General features: G+C 69.0%; 4 protein-coding genes and 1 pseudogene. All 5 read right to left on the reverse strand.

All coding sequences use genetic code 11. The annotated features are described in order from the left end of the window. Positions 1 to 201: 201 nt before the first annotated feature. Positions 202 to 984 carry an ABC transporter permease gene (locus NA11_RS16755; RefSeq protein ID WP_069162842.1) on the reverse strand — a complete coding sequence of 261 codons (783 nt, stop codon included), beginning with the start codon at positions 982 to 984 and terminating at the stop codon, positions 202 to 204. A gap of 62 nt (positions 985 to 1,046) precedes the next feature. After that, positions 1,047 to 2,042 carry an ATP-binding cassette domain-containing protein gene (locus NA11_RS16760; RefSeq protein WP_069162840.1) on the reverse strand — a complete coding sequence of 332 codons (996 nt, stop codon included), beginning with the start codon at positions 2,040 to 2,042 and terminating at the stop codon, positions 1,047 to 1,049. A 139-nt stretch (positions 2,043 to 2,181) separates the two neighbouring features. Further along, a complete protein-coding gene (locus NA11_RS16765) occupies positions 2,182 to 16,104 on the reverse strand; it encodes a non-ribosomal peptide synthetase (RefSeq protein ID WP_141717632.1) in 13,923 nt (4,640 codons plus the stop codon). 369 nt (positions 16,105 to 16,473) lie between these two features. After that, positions 16,474 to 18,255, reverse strand: coding sequence for an apolipoprotein N-acyltransferase (gene lnt / locus NA11_RS16770; protein ID WP_069162841.1), 1,782 nt, complete (start codon positions 18,253 to 18,255; stop codon positions 16,474 to 16,476). A 102-nt stretch (positions 18,256 to 18,357) separates the two neighbouring features. Then, positions 18,358 to 18,601, reverse strand: a pseudogene (locus NA11_RS16775) (amidohydrolase); the annotation flags it as partial.

Consider the following 18,601-nt stretch of genomic DNA (forward strand, 5'->3'; position numbering starts at 1 on the left):
GCCAAAAGATCCGCAAGGAAGTGATCTTGGAAAGTTGACGGGAGAGAAATGGTGCGTGTCGTCCGGCGTGTTGCAACCATAAGACTCCGCTCAATGCGGATCAGCAACCATTTCTCTCCGCTCAACAGGTCAAGCCGGTGTGACATGACTGAGGGAGTTCGGCCAACTGGAGGAAGCGCTCCGGGGTATCGAGCGAATTGCTCAGTGGCTGGCGACTTTTCGGTACTGCATCAATGCGAGGGGTACCGCGATGGCGAGGATGACCAGTGAGCAGCCGATGGCGTATTCGACGCAGTGGTCGGCGGCCCAGCCGGTGGCGGGCGCGAAGGTTGGTGGGGCTCCGTTGTCGAAAAGCTTGCGGCCCGCGGCCGATACCGCGGTGATCGGGTTCCATTCGGCGATGGTGCGCAGCGGACCGGGCAGCGTTTCGGCGGAGATGAAGGCCGACGAGATGAAAGACAGCGGGAACAGCCAGATCAGGCCCGCGCTCTGTGCCACCTCGACGGTCGGCGACAGCAAGCCGGTCAGCGCACCGACCCAGGACATCGCGAACGCGAACAACAGAATGACACCGAAAGCCAGTGCCGCATCGGCGATTCCACCGTTGATCCGCCAACCGACCACGTAACCACAGCCGACCATCACCGCGACGCTGAGGATGTTGACCACCAGATCCGACAGCGTGCGCCCCATCAGCACCGCCAGCCGTGACATCGGCAGCGTCCGCATCCGATCGATGATGCCCTTCTGCAGATCACCTGCCAGCCCGACGGTGGTGAACGCCGCATTGAATGCCACTGTCTGCGTGAAGATTCCGGCAAGCAGGAACTCGCGGTACTGACTGCCGCCGAGCGAAGCGCCGAAGATGTAGGCGAACAGGAACACGAACATCAGCGGCTGAATCGTTGCGGTCACCAGCAGCGTCGGCACGCGAAGGATGGTCAGCAGATTGCGGTAGGCGACGATCGCGCTGTCTCGGAAGATCCGCAGCCGCGGGCCCGAATCCAGGTGGGCCAAGTGCATTTTCGGGATGTCGACAACAGCGGTCACGAAAGAATCTCCTCTTGAACGTCATCGGTTTCTGACTGCCGGTCGGCCGGCGCACCGGCGGCGGTGCCGGTGAGAGAAAGGAATACGTCGTCCAGACTCGGACGGTGGACGTTGGCGTCGAGCACGCACACCCCGGCGTCGTCGAGCCTGCGCAGCGCCTCGACCATGGTGCGCGAGCCGTCACCGACCACGATCGACGCCTCGTCGGTGCCCGCCTCGTGGCTCGGCTCGCCGATGCCGATCTGCGCGAGCACCGACAGTGCTGGCCGCACGTCCTGCCCGGCGGCGAGGGTGACGGTGAGCCGGTCGCCACCGATCGACATCTTCAGTTCGTCCGCAGAGCCACGCGCAATGACCCGCCCGCGATCGATAACGGTGATCCGATCGGCGAGCAGATCGGCCTCCTCCAGGTACTGCGTGGTGAGCAGCACGGTGGTGCCGTCGTCGACGAGATCGCCGATGACGCGCCACATGTCGATCCTGCCGCGCGGATCGAGGCCGGTGGTCGGCTCGTCGAGCACCACGACCGCGGGCCGCGCGACGAGCGCACCGGCGAGGTCGAGCCGCCGCGCCATACCGCCGGAGTAGGTGCCTGCCCTGCGGTGCGCCGCGTGTTCGAGGCCGAGCGCGCCGAGCAGTTCGGCGGCGCGGGCGGTGGACTGTCGTTGCGACATCCCGTACAGCCTGGCCACCATGCGCAGGTTCTCGTAGCCGGACAGGTTGGCGTCGACTGCCGCGTACTGGCCGGACAGTCCGATCCGCCGCCGTGCCGCACCGGGATTGCGCAGCACGTCCACCCCCGCCACCCGCACCGACCCGGCGCAGGGCCGCAGCAGGGTCGTCACGATGCGAACGGTCGTCGTCTTACCCGCGCCGTTGGGGCCGAGCAGACCCATCACGGTGCCCGTCGGTATCTGCAGGTCGATGTCGTCGAGCACCCGAACTTTGCCGTAGCTCTTCACCAATCCGTGTACTTCCACCGCCAAACTCATCGCGCCACCTCCACCGTCGTCCGCGCCGGTCGACCGACGGCTGCCACCTGCGCCGCTCCCTCCACTAACGACATCCCCTTCGCCGGGTCCGGCTCATCGCAGGCCCGAAACGGCAAGAACATGGTCGGGCAGTGCCCACTCACCTGCGCTTCTCCTTCTTTCTGGTGCTAGAGGCAGCTTTGTCGGCGGCGCCCTTCCTTCGGGGTGCCGGATCGTCGGCGGGCTGCGGCGGCTCGCCGTCGAGCACGTGACGCAGGACCGGCCCGATCGCGGCGAGCGATTCGGGTGCGGTCATCGCCGAGTGCCTGCACGGGAGTTCGTTGTCGTGGATGTCGCCGGTGACGAACGGCTGCCAGGCCGACGCGCGCCGCTCCGGGTCGGCCCGGTTGATCTCGTCCGCGGCGGCGGTGAAGAACACCAGGTCACCGTCGAAGACGCGGGGCCGGAAACTGTGCGCGAGCAGAGTGCCGTTGGTGTAGCCGGCGTAAAGCCGTTCGAGGTGCTCGACGGTGAGCGCCGCGAACGGCCCCGGCCGCGCGCGCAGCAGTTCTGCCGCGTCGCGCAGGTTCATCGCGGGGTCGAGGGGGGCGTCGAGTTGATCGGCGCCGAACTCCTCGATGATCTCGGCAACGCTCGGGATCGCGTGCTCGAGCCAGGCGTCGGAGAGCCGGTAGCTGTCCATCATCGACAGCAGCGCGACCTCCTCGCCCGCTTCTTGCAGCCGCACCGCCACCTCGTGCGCGATCAGCCCGCCGAGCGACCAGCCGAGCAGGTGGTAGGGCCCGGTCGGCTGAATCGACTTGATATGTGCCACATACTGTCCCGCGGCCTCGGCGATGGAGGCGAAGCCGTCCTCCCCCGCGACGTGCGGCGCCTGCAATCCGTACACCGGTCGGTCCGGCGCGAGGTGCGCGAGCAGTCCCGAGTAGCACCAGGCCAGCCCGATCGCGGGATGGATGCAGAACAGCGGAGCATGGTCCGCCGACTGCCGCCCGCCCATCGGCCGGATCGGCAGGATCGGGCCGAGCGCGGCCGCGATGCCTGCGCCGGAATCGTCGAGCCGCGCGGCGATGGCGGCGGGTGTCGCTTCGCCGAACATCACCTGCACCGGCAGGTCGAGACCGTTGGCTCGCACCTGCGCAACGACTTTCGTCGCGAGCAGCGAGTTGCCGCCGAGCTCGAAGAACCCGTCGTCGACGCCGACCGATTCCACGCCGAGCACTGCGGCGAAGGCCGCACACAACGCCATCTCGGTCGGGGTGGTCGGTGCGCGGTAGCCGACTGCGGCGGCGAACACCGGTTCCGGCAACGCCTTTCGGTCCAGCTTGCCGACCGGACTGAGCGGCACCGCGTCGAGCAGCATGATCGATTGCGGCACCATGTAATTCGGCACCAGTTCGGACACGTGATCGATGAGCTCAGCCGCGGTCAGGTCGATGCCGTTGCGCGCCTTGACATATGACACCAGCGCGGTGGTTCCCGCCGGTGTGCGATGTCCGATGGTGGTGCTGAACTCCACCCCGCCGTGCCGCGCCAGTGCCGCGTCGATTTCACCGAGTTCGATACGGAAGCCACGGATCTTGACCTGATGGTCGGTGCGGCCGACGTACTCGATCTCCCGGCCGATGCTCGCGGCGCGGCCCGCGGTGAACGAACCGCGCCCGGTCCACCAGCGCACCAGGTCGCCGGTGCGGTACATCCGCTCGCCCGGCTTGCCGAACGGGTTGGCCACGAACCGCTGTGCCGTCAGGCCCGGCCGGTTCAGGTAGCCGCGGGCCAGCGCGGAACCGGACAGGTGCAGCTCGCCGGTGACCCCGACCGGCGCCGGATGCAGGCGCGCGTCCAGGATCGTCGCGCTGACACCGCGGATCGGGCCGCCGATGGTGATCGGCCCGCCCGGCGTCATCGGCTGCGAGATGATCGTGACGATGGTCGTTTCGGTGGGCCCGTACACGTTGTACAGGTTGCGATTCGGCGCCCACCGGGTGACCAGGTCCGGTGGTAATGCTTCGCCGCCGACGAGCACATGCTGCAGCTCGGTGACGCCGGTCGGGTCGACCGTGCCGAGCGCCGAGGTGGTGATGAACGCGTGCGTGATCGCCTCGTCGATGAACACCCGAGCCAGCTCGGCCCCGCCGACCACTCCTGGCGGGGTGATCACCAGGGTCGCCGCGCCGCCGAGCGCGAGCAGCAGGTCGAGCATCGCGGCGTCGAAGCTCGGTGTCGCGAAATGCAGGACGCGGCAACCGGGTTGGACGTCGAACCGCTGCGCGGTCTCCGCGGCGAAGTTGGAAAGGCCGCCGTGCGTGACCACTACGCCCTTCGGCGTTCCGGTCGACCCGGACGTGTAGATCACATACGCAGGGTTGTCCATCCGCAGCGGGGCGGTGCGCTCGGCCGCGGTGATCGGCTCGTCGGACGAATCGAGCACCAGCCCACGGAAACTCGCCTCGTCGAGCACGATCCACTCGACCCCGTCGGGCAGCTCGTCCCGATAGTCGCCGAGGGTGATGCCGAGTGCCGCACCGGAATCCGACAGCATGTGCGCGATCCGCTGCGCCGGGTACAGCGGGTCGACGGGCACGAACGCGGCGCCCGCCTTGGCCACCGCGAGCACCGTCGCCACCGATTCGACCGACCGCGGAATACCGAGTGCCACCAGTGTTTCCGGGCCGACGCCACGGCCGATGAGCACCCTGGCCAGCCGGTTGGTCCACCGGTCGAGCGCGTCGTAGCTCACCTGGGTGTCGTCGGCGCGCAACGCGATCGCCGCGCGGTCGATGTTCGCGGCCGCCTCGAACACCTCAGGGAAGGTGACCGGACGATCGGCCTCCGCGCCGCGGACCGGGGCGAGCCCGGACCATTCGGCCGGATCGAGCAGTTCCAGATCGCCGACCGCGGTGGTCGGATTCGCCGCGATGGCGGCGAGCAGTCGGACCAGCCGCTTGCCGAGCCGCAGCGCGGTCTGCTCGTCGAACAGATCGCTCGCATAGTTCACCGACAGCGTGATGCCCGCCGGTTCCCGTTCCGGCGTCTGCGCCTCGGTGAGGGTGAACTGCAGGTCGAACTTGGCGATGCCGGTGTCGATATCGGCCGCTTCGATCCGCAGCTCGGGCAGTTCCAGCCCGCCTGCGGGGTGGTTCTGCACCGAGAGCATCACCTGGAACAGCGGGTGATGCGCTTGCGAGCGCGCCGGATTCAGCACCTCCACCAGCCGCTCGAACGGCACATCCGCGTGCGCGAACGCGTCCAGATCGGTGTCGCGGACGGTGTGCAGCAGGTCGGTGAACCTGGCGTCCGGATCGATGCTGGTGCGCAGCACGAGCGTGTTGACGAACATGCCGATCAACCGGTCCAGTGCGGGATGACCGCGGCCGGCGACGGGCGAGCCGACCGCGATGTCGTCGACGCCGGTCATCCGGTGCAGCAGCACCGCGAGTGCGGCGTGCAGCACCATGAACATGCTGACGTTGTTGCTGGTCGCGACGGTCCGCAGTTCCTTGTGGGTGAACGGATCCACCGTGCATTCGACCAGCCCGCCCTGATAGGACGGCACCGGAGGCCGACGCCGATCGGCAGGCACAGTCAGCAACTCGGGAATGCCGTCGAGTGCACCGCGCCAGTAGTCGAGCTGACGGCTGAGCACCGACTCCGCGTCCGACTCGGTGCCGAGCGTGTCCTGTTGCCACAGTGTGTAATCCGCGTACTGGATGGCCAGCTCGCCCCACTCCGGTGACCGTCCGGCACAGGCCGCCCGGTAGGCGGTCGCGACATCGACGGCCATCGGTTGCAGCGACCAGCCGTCCATCGCGATGTGGTGCACGACCAGCACCAGGACGTGCTCGTCGGACACCTCCGCCGGATTCTGCACACCCTGGTCGCCCTCGGGCGACACCGAGATCAGCGCGGCACGCATCGGCACCATGCTGGCGAGGTCGAATCCCGGTGCGGCGAAACGCCGTACGGCCTCGTCGACCGCGTCCGGCGTGACCGTGGCGACGAACAGCGTGATCGCCGCGCTGGCCAGATCGAGCACCTGCTGGGCGGGTTCGCCGCCGGTCTCGGGGAATACGGTCCGCAGCGTCTCGTGCCTGCCCTGCACCGCGTGCAGCGCGACGACCAGCGCGTCGACATCGAGCTTGCCGTTCATCCGCAGCACGAGTGGCACGTTGTAGGCGCCGGCCGTCTGGTCGGTGGCCGCACTGGATCCGTTGAACCGGTTGAGGAACCACAGGCGACGCTGTGCCGCCGACAACGGAATCCGTTCGGGCCTGGTACGCCTGACCAGCGCAGGCCTGGCGTCCCCGCCCGAAGGCCCGGAGTCGAGCAGCGCGGCGAGCTCGGCCACCCGTGGCGCGGCGAATACGGTGCGCACCTCGAGCCTGGTGTTCGTCGCCGCGGCCAGCCTGGCGACGAGTTGCGTTGCCAGCAGCGAGTTTCCGCCGATATCGAAGAAGCTGTCATCGGCCTGCACCGCGTCGACACCTACCAGTTCGCCCATCACCTGCGCGACGAGCAGCTCCGATTCGGTCTCCGGCGCCCGCGCCGCCGCACTCACGGCGAGCTGCGGTTCCGGCAGCGCGGCGGTATCCAGCTTGCCCACCGGCGTCAACGGGATCTGTTCCAGCACAGTGATACTCGCGGGCACCATGTGCGACGGCAACTGCGCGCCCACATGGGCGCGCACCGCCTCCAGATCCACACCTGCGTGTTCGTCGGCCGGTTGGACGAAGGCGACGATCCGATCCGCTCCCGCGACGTGGCGCACCTCGGTGTGCGCGAACCGCACTCCGGGGTGCTCGCCGAGGGCGGCGGTGATCTCGCCGAGCTCGATGCGGAACCCGCGCACCTTCACCTGGTGATCGCTGCGGCCGAGGTAGCACAGCTCCCCCGCGCCGTTCCAGCGCACCACATCACCGGTGCGGTACAACCGTGCGCCCGCCGGGCCGAACGGGTCGGCGACGAAACGCAGTGCGGTGAGCCCGAATCGGTCGAAGTACCCGCGTGCGACGCTGTGGCCGCCGAGGTACAGGTCGCCGGGCACGCCGACCGGCACCGGCCGCAGCCGCTCGTCGAGCACGAGCGCCCGCACCCCGCGCACCAGCGTGCCGATGGTGACGGGCCGGTCGGCGGTCAGCGTCGCGATGGTGGCGACGATGGTCGTCTCGGTCGGCCCGTACCCGTTCAGCATGGTCCGGCCCGGCGCCCAGCGGGCCACCAGGTCGGGCCCGCACGCCTCGCCGCCGACCATCAGCGCACGCAGGTTGGGCAGCGGCCACCGCTCGTGGTCGATGGTGGCCAGCGCGGCCGGTGTCATGAACGTGTGCGTGATCCGCTCGCGCTCCAGCAGCGCGCCGAGCTCGTCGCCGCCGTAGATCTCCGGCGGGCAGATCACCATGGCCGCACCGGAACCCACCGCGAGCAGCAGGTCCAAGACGGCCGCGTCGAAGCTCGGCGAGGCGAAATGCAGGGTGCGCGAGTCACGGTCGACCCGCATCCGATCGCGGAGCTCGTCGGCGAAATTGGACAACCCGGCATGCGACACCGCAACGCCCTTGGGCTTTCCGGTCGAACCGGAGGTGTAGATGATGTAGGCGAGGTCGGCCACCTCGACGGTCCGCAGACGGTCGAGGTCATCGACCAATTCATCGTCGTGGCTGTCGAGTTCGGCGGCGAAGCCGGGATCGTCCAGCAGCAGCCAGTCGGTGACCGGGCCCGCGGTGGCGGCCGCGTGCAACCGGTCGGCATGGGCGCCAACGGTGATGCCGATCCAGCAGCCCGAGTCGGCGAGCATGTGCCGAATCCGGTCGGCCGGATAGTTCGGGTCGACCGGCACGAAGGCGGCGCCGGACTTGATGACGCCGAGCACCGCGACGACGGACTCGATCGATCGGGTGAGGCCGAGCGCCACCCGATCCCCCGCACCGACGCCGCGCGCGATCAGGGCGCGCGCCAACCGATTCGAGCGCCGATCCAGGTCCGCATACGCGAGCGTGACCTTGCCCGATTGCACGGCGATGCGATGCGGATGCATGTGCGCGGTGGCGGTGAAGTACGCAGCAAGCGTGCACTGCGGGGTGATCGCCCCGCCGGTCGCCGGGGTGAACAGCCGCCGCTCCCGCTCGGTGCGGGCGTCGATGTCACGCACCAGGACTCGCGGATCGGCGGTGACGGTGGCCAGCACCCTGAGGAACCGGTCGGCCAGCGTATCGATCGTCGATTCGTCGAACAACTCTGCGGCATAGACGAATTCGAACTGCCGTCCGGGCTCGCCCGGTCCCGCGTCGCAGCCGATGTGCGCGACCCGCAGCTCCAGGTCGAACTTGGCGAGCGCGATATCGAGTTCGGTGGCGCGCAGCGCCAGACCGGGCAGTTCGAGGGTGGGGACCGGGCTGTCCTGCACGGTCAACGCCACCTGGAACAGCGGATGCCTGCCGTTCGCGGCGCCCGCCCTGCCGTCGCGCCCCAGCTCCTCCACGATGCGTTCGAACGGCACGTCGGCGTGCGCCATCGCGGCCAGCTCGGTATCGCGGTCGGCGCGAAGCAGTCCGGCGAAGGTGCGATCCGGGTCGACGTCGGAGCGCAGCACCAGCGTGTTGACGAACATGCCGACCAGCTCGTCGAGCTTGGTGTCGCTGCGCCCGGCGACCGGGGTGCCGATCACGATGTCGCGGCCGCCGGTCACGCCGCGCAGCAGCACCGCGAGCGCCGAACGCAGCACCATGAACATGCTGACGCCCTGTTCCCTCGCCAGCTCGGCGAGGGCCCGCTGGACCGGATCCGGCACCGTGAAGCGCACCGTGCCCGCCTGCTGCGTCGGCTCCGCCGGCCGCGGCCGGTCGTAGGGCAGCGGCAGTTCCTCGGGCAGATCCGTCAAGGCCGAGCGCCAATACGCAAGCTGACTGCCCGCGAGGCTGGCCGGGTCGTTCTCGTCGCCGAGGCAGGCACGCTGCCACAGCCCGAAGTCCGCGTACTGCACCGGAAGTGGCGCCCACGCGGGTGCCGCACCGTCGTGCCTTGCCACGTAGGCGGCGGCCAGGTCCCTGGTCAGCGGGCCGAGTGACCAGCCGTCGGCGGCGATGTGATGCACCGCGATGCCGAGCAGGTAGCGCTGGGATCCGGTGCGCAGCAGGGTCATTCGCAGCGGGGTGGTCCGCACCAGATCGAAACCGGTGTGTGCGAGCGTGCGCAGCGCGGCCGTTGCGCCCGCCTCGTCGACGTCGATCGGCTCGACCGTCGGCAGCGCCCGTGCGGTCGGCAGCACGGACTGTTTGGCCCCTGCGCTGTCCTCTGGGAACACGGTGCGCAGCACCTCGTGCCGTTCCACCACGTCGGCGAGCGCCGCCCGCAGCGCAGAAACATCCAAATCTCCGGCGATTCGGATAACGAAAGCGATGTTATATGCGCTCGATTCGGGAGAATATCGATTGAGGAACCACAGTCGCTGCTGCGGCAGCGACAATGGAATGCGTCCCGGACGCGGGGCATGCACAGCCAGCGCCAGCCGCTGCGTCCGGGGCGCTTCCGTGAGCCGTTCCGCGACGCCCGCGACGGTCGGCGCCTCGAAGATCACCCGCACCGGCAGGTCGACGCCGAATTCCGCGTGCAGCGCGGCGGCGAGCCTGGTGGCGAGCAGCGAGTTGCCGCCGACGTCGAAGAAGCTGTCCTCGGCGCCGGTGATCGGGCGGCCGAGGATGTCGCCGAACACGCCCGCGACGCGCAGCTCCAGGTCCGTGCTCGGCGCGCGCGTCGAGCCGACGGCGGCAAAGACCGGCTCCGGGAACGCCTTTCGATCCAGCTTGCCCGCCGGGGTCACCGGCAGCTCGTCCAGCACGGTGACCGAGGCGGGCACCATGTAGCCGGGCAGGCGCTGGCGGGTGGTCTCGACCAGCGCGGCGGCTTCCACCGGCTGGTCAGCGGTGACGTACGAGGCGAGGCGTGGCTCGCCGTGCTCGTCGGTGTGCACCACGGTGAGCGCGAACGTCACGCCGGGATGGGCGCGCAGCACGTGGTCGATCTCGCGCAGCTCGATGCGGAAGCCACGGATCTTGATCTGATCGTCGGCACGGCCGAGGAAGCGCAGCTGTGCGGGCCCTGCCGATTGCCGTCCACCGCTCGGCTCGACCACGACGAGGTCGCCGGTGCGATACATCCGCTCGCCCCGCCTGCCGTGCGGGTTGGCCGGGAAGCGTTGTGCGGTAAGGCCGTAACGGCCGTGGTAGCCGCGCGCCAAGCCCGGCCCGGACAGGTACAGCTCGCCGGGGGTGCCCGGCGGCACCGGATGCAGCCTGGCGTCGAGCACGAACAACCGCATGCCACGGATCGGCATGCCGAGCGGCACCGGACGGCCGGGCACCATCGGCCCGGTCGCGGTGGCCGCGACCGTCGCCTCGGACGGCCCGTACATGTTGTGGATGCGGTGGGTGGCCGACCAGGTTTCGACGAGCTCCTCCGAGCAGGCCTCACCGCCGACGATGACGGCCTCGAGCTCGTCGAGCCCCTCGGTCGGCACGGTGGCGAGCGCGGCAGGGGTGATGAAGGCGTGGGTCACCCGTTCGTCGCGCAGCAGCGCGGCGAGCTCGACGCCGCCGTACAGGCCTGCCGGGGCAACCACGATGGTGGCGCCCGCCGCGAAGCCGAGCAGCAGCTCCAGCACCGACGCGTCGAAGCTCGGCGACGAGAAGTGCAGCGTCCGTGCCGAATCCGAGACGCCGAACAGATGCATCTGCTCGTGCGCGAGCGAGGCGAGACCCGCGTGGGTGACGATCACCGCCTTCGGCTTACCGGTCGATCCCGAGGTGTAGATCAGGTAGGCCGGGTGCGCCGAGCACAGCGGGACGTGCCGGTCGGCGTCGGTGAGCGGGTCGGCGGAGTAGTGCGCCGATTCCGCGGCCAGCTCCTCGGAGCCGAGCACCAGCCAGTCCACATAGGTCTTGCGGTGTTTACCCCGCGGCGCAGGCCATTCCGGCATGGCGGCAAGGGATTCGGCGTCGGTCAGGCCGAGGATGGCACCCGAGTCGCCGACCATGTGCGCGATCCGCTCACCGGGGTAGCCGGGGTCGATCGGCACATAGGCCGCACCGGTTTTCGCGACGGCCCAGACGGCGGTGATGGAATCCAGCCCGCGGGGCAGCGCGATCGCGACGACCACCTCGGGACCGGCGCCGTGCTCGATCAGGGTGCGCGCCAACTTGTTCGACGTTTCGTCGAGCTCGCGGTAGGTGGTGTCGATGCCGAGGTAGTGCACCGCGACCGCGTCCGGCAGGCGCTCGGCCGTGTCCGTGAGCAGTTGCGCCAGTGTGCAGAACGGCTCCGCAGGTGAGCCTGCGATCGGCACCAGGTTGGCCTGTTCGCGGCGGTCGAGGATGCTGAGGTCGCCGATCGGCAGGTCGGGCGCGGCCACCGCCGCATGCAGCACGGCGACGAATCGGCGGGCGAACGATTCAACCGTGGTTCGGTCGAAAATGTCGGTGGCATAGCCGAATTCGGCGGACAGCGGGCCGTCGGCGATGTCGTCGTGCACGACGAGCTGCAGATCGAACTTGGCGATGTCGGAGACGATCGGCAGCACCTCGGCGTGCAGGCCGGGCAGCGTGATGTGCAGGTCGGGGGCGCGGTCGTAGGACAGCATCACCTGGAACAGCGGATGCCGTGCGGCCGACCGTTCCGGGTTGACCACCTCGACCAGCCGCTCGAACGGCACATCGGCGCTGGCGAAGGCGTTGAGATCGGTCTCGCGCACCACGTCGAGCATCCGATCGAAGCCTGCGGCAGAGTCGATCTCGGTGCGCAGCACCAGCGTGTTGACGAACATGCCGACCAGGTCGTCCAGCGCCGGATCGGAGCGGCCCGCGATCGGGGTGCCGATGGCGATGTCGGTGCTCGCGCACAGCCGGGAGAGCAGGGTGGCCAGCGCGGCGTGCAGCACCATGAACATGCTCACGCCCCGGCTGGCAGCCAGTTCGCTTGCGGCGCGCCGGATCTCGGGCGCGATGGTGAACTCGACCCGGCCACCGGTGGTCGACCTGCGCAGCGGGCGCGGGCGATCGAGCGGCAGATCGAGCTGGTCGGGCAGTCCGGCCAGAGCCGAACGCCAGTGCGTCAGTTGGCCACTCAGCGCGCTGGCCGCGTCGGATTCCGCGCCGAGCAGCTCTCGCTGCCACAGCGCGAAATCGGCGTACTGCACCGGCAGCGGCGTCCACTGCGGCTCGACGCCTGCGGTCCTTGCCGCCACCGCGGTCATCAGGTCCCTGGCCAGCGGCGCGATCGACCAGCCGTCACCGCAGATGTGGTGCAGCACAACGAGGAACACCCACTGGTCCGGTCCGGTGGTGTAGAGCGCGACCCGGATCGCGGCTTGGCTGCGCAGGTCGAAGCCGTACCCGGCGAACTCGGTGGCCAGCGCCGCGACGTCGGCGCCGGTGGCGTCGATCGGGTCGAGGGTGAGCGGGATCTCGGCCGCGGGATGGATCAGCTGATACGCGCCCTCCGCCGACTCGGGGAAGGTAGTGCGCAGGCTCTCGTGTCGCTCGATCACGTCGACCAGGCCCGCGCGCAACGCCTCGACGTCGAGCGCGCCCTGGATCCGCACGGCCAGCGGCATGTTGTAAGCGGCGGCGTGCTCGGCGAACCGGTTGAGGATCCACAGCCGCTGCTGGGCCAGCGAGAGCGGGATCCGTTCCGGGCGTGCGCCTGCGACCAGCTTCGGTGCGGCCACGTCCGAGGTGCGGGTGGCGAAGCGCTGGGTGAGCGCGGCGATGGTCGACGCTTCGAACAGGTCGCGGATGGTCAGACCGGTGCCGAGGTTGGCGTTGATCCTGCCGACCGCGCGGGCCGCGATCAGCGAGTTGCCGCCGAGGTCGAAGAAGCTGTCCTCGACGCCGATGTCGTTGGTGCCCAACACTTCCGCGAAGACGCCTGCCAGCATCCGCTCCACCTCGGTGCGCGGCTCGGCAGTGGACCTGCCCGGCGACCGCGCCCCCGTCGCCGGGGCCGGCAGCGCCTTGCGATCGATCTTGCCGTTGGTGCTCAGTGGCAGTTCGTCGAGCACCATCAGCGCCGACGGCACCATGTAGGCGGGCAAGGTGCGGCGCAGCGCGTTGAGCAGCGCAGCCGTGTCCAGCCTTGCCTCGGTCGTCCGCCCTGCGGGCTGTCGACCCGCTGTCCCTGCCGCGACCACATACGCGACCAGCTCGTCGCCGTTGCGGCCTGCGTGGGCCACACAGACCGCCCTGGCCACCTGGTCGTCGTCGAGCAGCGCCGCCTCGATCTCGCCGAGCTCGATCCGCAGGCCGCGGATCTTCACCTGGAAGTCGCTGCGGCCCATGTATTCCAGGACGCCCCTACTCGTCTGCTGTCCCTCCGGACCTTCGGCAGCCAACTGCCAGCGGGCCAGGTCGCCGGTGCGGTACATGCGCGCGCCTGCGGTGAACGGGTTCGCGACGAACCGATCGGCGGTGAGCCGGGACTGGCCGAGGTAGCCGCGGGCCAGTTGCACGCCTGCCAGATACAGCTCACCGACCACACCGGGCGGCACCGGCCGCAGCCGCGCATCCAGCACATAGGTCTGGGTGTTCCACACCGGCGAGCCGATCGGCACGCTCGCCGGATCGGCGGGGCACGGCCAATAGGTGACGTCGACGGCGGCCTCGGTCGGGCCGTACAGGTTGTGCAGGGCGGGACCGTGCCGGTGCGCGGACGGCGACGCAGGCGAGCGCCGAGGTGCTACGTCCGGCGAGGCGAGCGGAGCGGGCGAACGTTCGGGCACCGCAGGCGACGTGGTGGGTGTGCGCAGCGCGGCGTGGAAGTCGCGGACGGTGGCGGCGGGCAGTGCCTCGCCACTGCAAAACACTTGCCGCAGCGCCGTGCAGCCGCGCACGTCGGTGTCGGTGACGAACACCGAAAGCATGGACGGCACGAAATGCGCTGTGGTGATGCTTTTTTCGGTGATGATGCGCGCCAGATACCCGGGGTCACGGTGCCCGTCGTGTTCCGCGATGACGAGCCGAGCACCGATCTGCAAGGGCCAGAAGAACTCCCACACCGAGACGTCGAAGGTGGCCGGGGTCTTCTGCAGCACCGCGTCGGTGTGATCGAGCGGATACTCGTGCTGCATCCAGCGCAGCCGGTTGACGATCGCCGCGTGCGTGACGCCGACGCCCTTCGGCTTTCCGGTGGAGCCCGACGTGAAGATGACGTAGGCGAGGTGGTCGGCGCGCAGCGGGGTGCTGCGGTCGGCGTCGGTGATCGGCCCGCCGTAGACCTCGGACAGCTCGAGGGTGTCGATCGCCAATTGGGCTGCGGTGTCCGGCAGTTCGAGCTCGTCACGGGCGGCCGTCAGCACGCAGACCGGTGCCGCCTGCCGGACGATCTGCTCGATCCGCTCGGCCGGGTGCTCGGGGTCGAGCGGCAGGTAGGCGGCGCCGGCCTGGACGACCGCGTACATGCCGACGACGAGGTCGATACTGCGGCGCAGGCACAGGCCGACCACCGTCTCCGGTCCCGCGCCGCGTGCGATGAGCAGCCGGGCGAGCTTGTTGGCGCGATCGGCCAGCTCAGCGTAGGTAATTGTCTCCTCGCCGAATTCGAGCGCGATCGCCTCCGGGCACCGCGCCGCGCGCTCGGCGAACAGCTCGGCCAGGGTCCCGGTCTGCGCAGGCGCGTCGGTCGCGTTCCAGTCGTGCAGCACCCGCTCGCGTTCGGCATCGGTGATCGCGGTCAACGTCTCGGCGAGCGTGTCCGGCGCTGCGGCGAGGAAGCGGGCGAGGAAGTCGAGGTAGCGGTCGTGGTGCACGGCGACCTCGGCCTCGCTGTAGAGCCGTGGGTTCGCCTCGAAGTCGACGTGGATGCGATTGCCCTCGCCGTTGTACAGGTTCACCGACAGGTCTTCGACGGGACCGGTGGCCAGCACGTTCAACGAGCCGACCAAGCTGCCGAACTTCAGCTCGTTGTGGAACAGCATGATGTTGACCATCGGGCCGAAGAATCCGCGGGCGTCGCGGGAGTACCCGCAGTCGCGGCGGATGTCGTCGTGCCGGTAGCGCTGGTGCCGCAGCGCGCCGGTGATCTGCAGTTCGGTCGCCTTCACCACGTCGGCGACGGTGGTGTCGGCGGTGAACTTCAACCGGATCGGCACCACGTTGGACACCACGCCCGCCGAACGCCGCAGCGACACCGTGGTGCGCGCGGACACCGGAAGGCTCAGCACCACATCCGGATTGCCGGTCACCGACCGCACGTAGGCGCCGAGCGCCGCGACGAACAGCGCCGAGTTGGCGGTGCCGAAGGCGGTGACCGCCGCGTCCATCGCCGACTGGCCACGGTCGTCGAGCACGGCGGTGGCGGTCCGCCTGCCCGGGTCGTGGGTGGCGGCGGTGACGGTGGCGCCGCCGAGGCTCATCGGCTCGCCCGCACCGGCCAACTGCTCGAGCCAGTAGTCGCGGTCGTGGCCGAACCGCTTGGAATCGCGGTAGTGCACCTCGTCGGCATAGATCTCAACCAGCGGTGCCGCACGGGATGCGACCGGCTCCGTGTGGTTTTCGAGTGCGGTGTAGATCTCCGCGGTGCGGGTGAGGGCGTTCATCGCGCCGTAGCCGTCGATCACGATGTGATGGGCGCGGGCGTACCAGATGTAGGTCGAATCACCGGTCCGCAGCACCACATTCGTGGTGAGCGGATCGCGCTCCAGGTCCATCGGCGAGCTGGCGTGCTCGCTCATCCAGCGCATGGCCGCCGCGTGCGGATCGGCCTCGGCGCGCAGATCGACCCTGGCCCAGCCGGGCCTGCGCGTGGAATCGACCAGCTGGTGCGGGATTCCGTCGATCTCGAGCAGCCGCAGGTGACCGACCTGCGCCTCGGCGCCGAAGCGCTCGATCGCGTACAGCAGGCGTCCGACATCCAGGTCACCGCGGATCTCGACGTACTGCGCGATGGTCAGTGGCACATCCGGGCGGATTCGTTGCGCGTACCAGAGTGCAGTCTGCGCTGGCGACAAAACGAACGGTTGTGCCGAAAATTCGCCGGATGAACATTGGTCGACGCGATCCGTGGCCAATGAACTCATCAATCACTCCGTTCTGCCGCTGTTGACGCAACTCCCCAAAGCACCGTCCCGGCCCGGCGCGCAGGCGCCAACCGTGGACGTGATCCACGCCCTATGATTCGGAGCGTCCGAACGGGCGGATTGCCAGCGCGATGGATTTGTTTCACATCGAACGACGTTGCCAGAAGGTGGATTTCGCTAGCTAATTCTTGGCAAAGCTAACGATGCCCCCAATGGGCGACAAGTAACGGCAGGTTAACTACACGTGAACACGAAGATGATCTTGCTGGACGCCCGCCCAGCAAATTGTGTGCAATCCCAGGTAGAGATCGAATTCAGGTCACGATAGGGCATAGAACAGACTGAAGGTTCGGTCAGCGCGCGGCGCTGTCAGCCGACTGGCTGGTCTGTCCTGCCAGCCTGAAATGTCGTGTCCGCGATGAGATTTTGCCGACGACGCCACCCCGCCACGGCGATTGTGACGGCGGTCACGATCACGAGCAACCGCTCCGGCGCGGGGCCTACGATGGTCGCGAGAGTGTTGCTGGTTCGCAACGGCAGATCCGCGACCAAGGCAGCGGGCACAAACTGCGGACTCTCTTGCCGCACAGCGCCGTCCGCTGTGATGATCGCGCTCACGCCCGAGGTTGCCGCGACAACAAGGGACCTGCCGTGCTCGACCGCGCGAACCCGCGACATGGCCAGCTGCTGATAGGTCATCTCGCTGTCGCCGAAAGTCGCGTTGTTCGTCGGCACCGTGAGCAGCTGGGCGCCCGCGCGCATCGCGTCCTCGAAAGCGCGATCGAAGGCGACCTCGTAACAGGTCGCGACGCCGATGTCGATGCCTGCCGCGCGGACAACGCCGTCGCCGTTGCCCGGCACGAAATACCCGGCGCGATCGGCGTATTCGGAGAACAGCCGGAAGAACGAGCGCATCGGCAGGTATTCGCCGAACGGCTGGATGATCTTCTTGTCGTGCCGCTCCCCCGGGCCTGCCGCGCCGTTCCAGACGATCACCGAGTTCGTCGTCGTGCGATCGCCGTTCACCAGCACGGCGCCCACCAGGATCGGCGCGCCGATCTGCTCGGAAGCCCTGGTGATCAGCGCTGCGGCGTCGGCGTTGCGCAGCGGGTCGATATCGGACGAGTTCTCCGGCCAGATCACGACATCCGGCTTCTTCGCCGTGCCGGCGGCCACCGCGCGGGCCAGCTCCTCGGTGCGCCGCACGTGGTTGTCCAGCACCGCGCGCCGTTGCGCGTTGAAGTCGAGGCCGAGTCGAGGCACGCTGCCTTGGATTGCCGCGACCGTGATCGTCCGATCACCCTGATCCGGTGCGGGCAATGTCAGACCGAGCAGGAGGCCCGCGACCGGCATGATCGCCAGAGTCGCTGCGGCAGCCGCGATACCGGCCTGCGACGGGCGGCTGCGGTACAGAGCCTCGGCCGGAGTGGTTGATTCCGCGGTGCCACGTTCAGAGGTACCCGGTTTCGCGGTACCCGGTTCTTCCGCACCCGGTTCTTCCGCACCCGGTTCTTCCGCACCCGGTTCTTCCGCACCTGGTTCTGCCGTATCTGATTCTGCGGTAATCGATTCCGCACGGCGCACCATCGGCCACACCAGCAGGATCAGCGCTGCCGCTGCCGCACCCGTCAACGCCACCGCGAAGCTGACCAGCGGCGCACCGCCGATCGATGCCAGCGGCAGGAACCATCCGTCCGCCTGCCCGAAAGCCAGCCGCCCCCACGGAAATCCACCGAACGGGAAACTCGACCGCGCCCACTCCGCGGTCGTCCACGCTGCCGCCACCCACAGCGGCCATCCCGGCAGCTTGCCGACGAGCCGCACCAGCACCCCGAACAACCCGACATACACCGCGCACACCGTCGACAACGCCAACCATGGCACCGGCCCGACATAGATCCCCGTCCACGGCAGCAGCGGCACGAAAAACCCCAGGCCAGCGAGGAATCCGTACCCGAATCCACCACGCAACCGCCCGTCCCCACGCACAACCAGCGTGAGCACCGCAATCCCCAGCGGTGCAAGGAACCACCACGGCCGCGGCGGAAAACTCCCGAACAACAGCAGCCCGGCCAGCACCGCCGCCACCGAACGCCCGATCACCGGGTACCCGGCAAGCCATCCCCCGACCCCTGTTAGTCGCTCACGCACGACCGGCCACCTTCACCTTCACCACACACAACCGGCCACCTTCTGCTGCACCCCGCACGAACGATCACCTTGTCCTGCACCGCACCAGACGCGGCGGCGTGTTCACGCTTCATAGATGGTGACCCCGCGGTGCACGGTGCGCAGGCAGGTCGGCAGGGTGGAATCCGCCTCGAGCGGAGGCAAACCGGGGACGCGGGAGCGCGGATCGGTCGACCAGCGCTGGACGGAGTCGGCGGCAGCGGCGACGACCAGCTGGTCAGCGTCCCAGATCGCGTAGGAAGCGGGCGCGCCAGGCACGAGGGTGCCCGCGATGCCGTCGCGGACACCGCCCGCGCGCCACGCGCCT

The sequence above is a fragment of the Nocardia altamirensis NBRC 108246 genome (assembly GCF_001612685.1).
GTDB lineage: Bacteria > Actinomycetota > Actinomycetes > Mycobacteriales > Mycobacteriaceae > Nocardia > Nocardia altamirensis.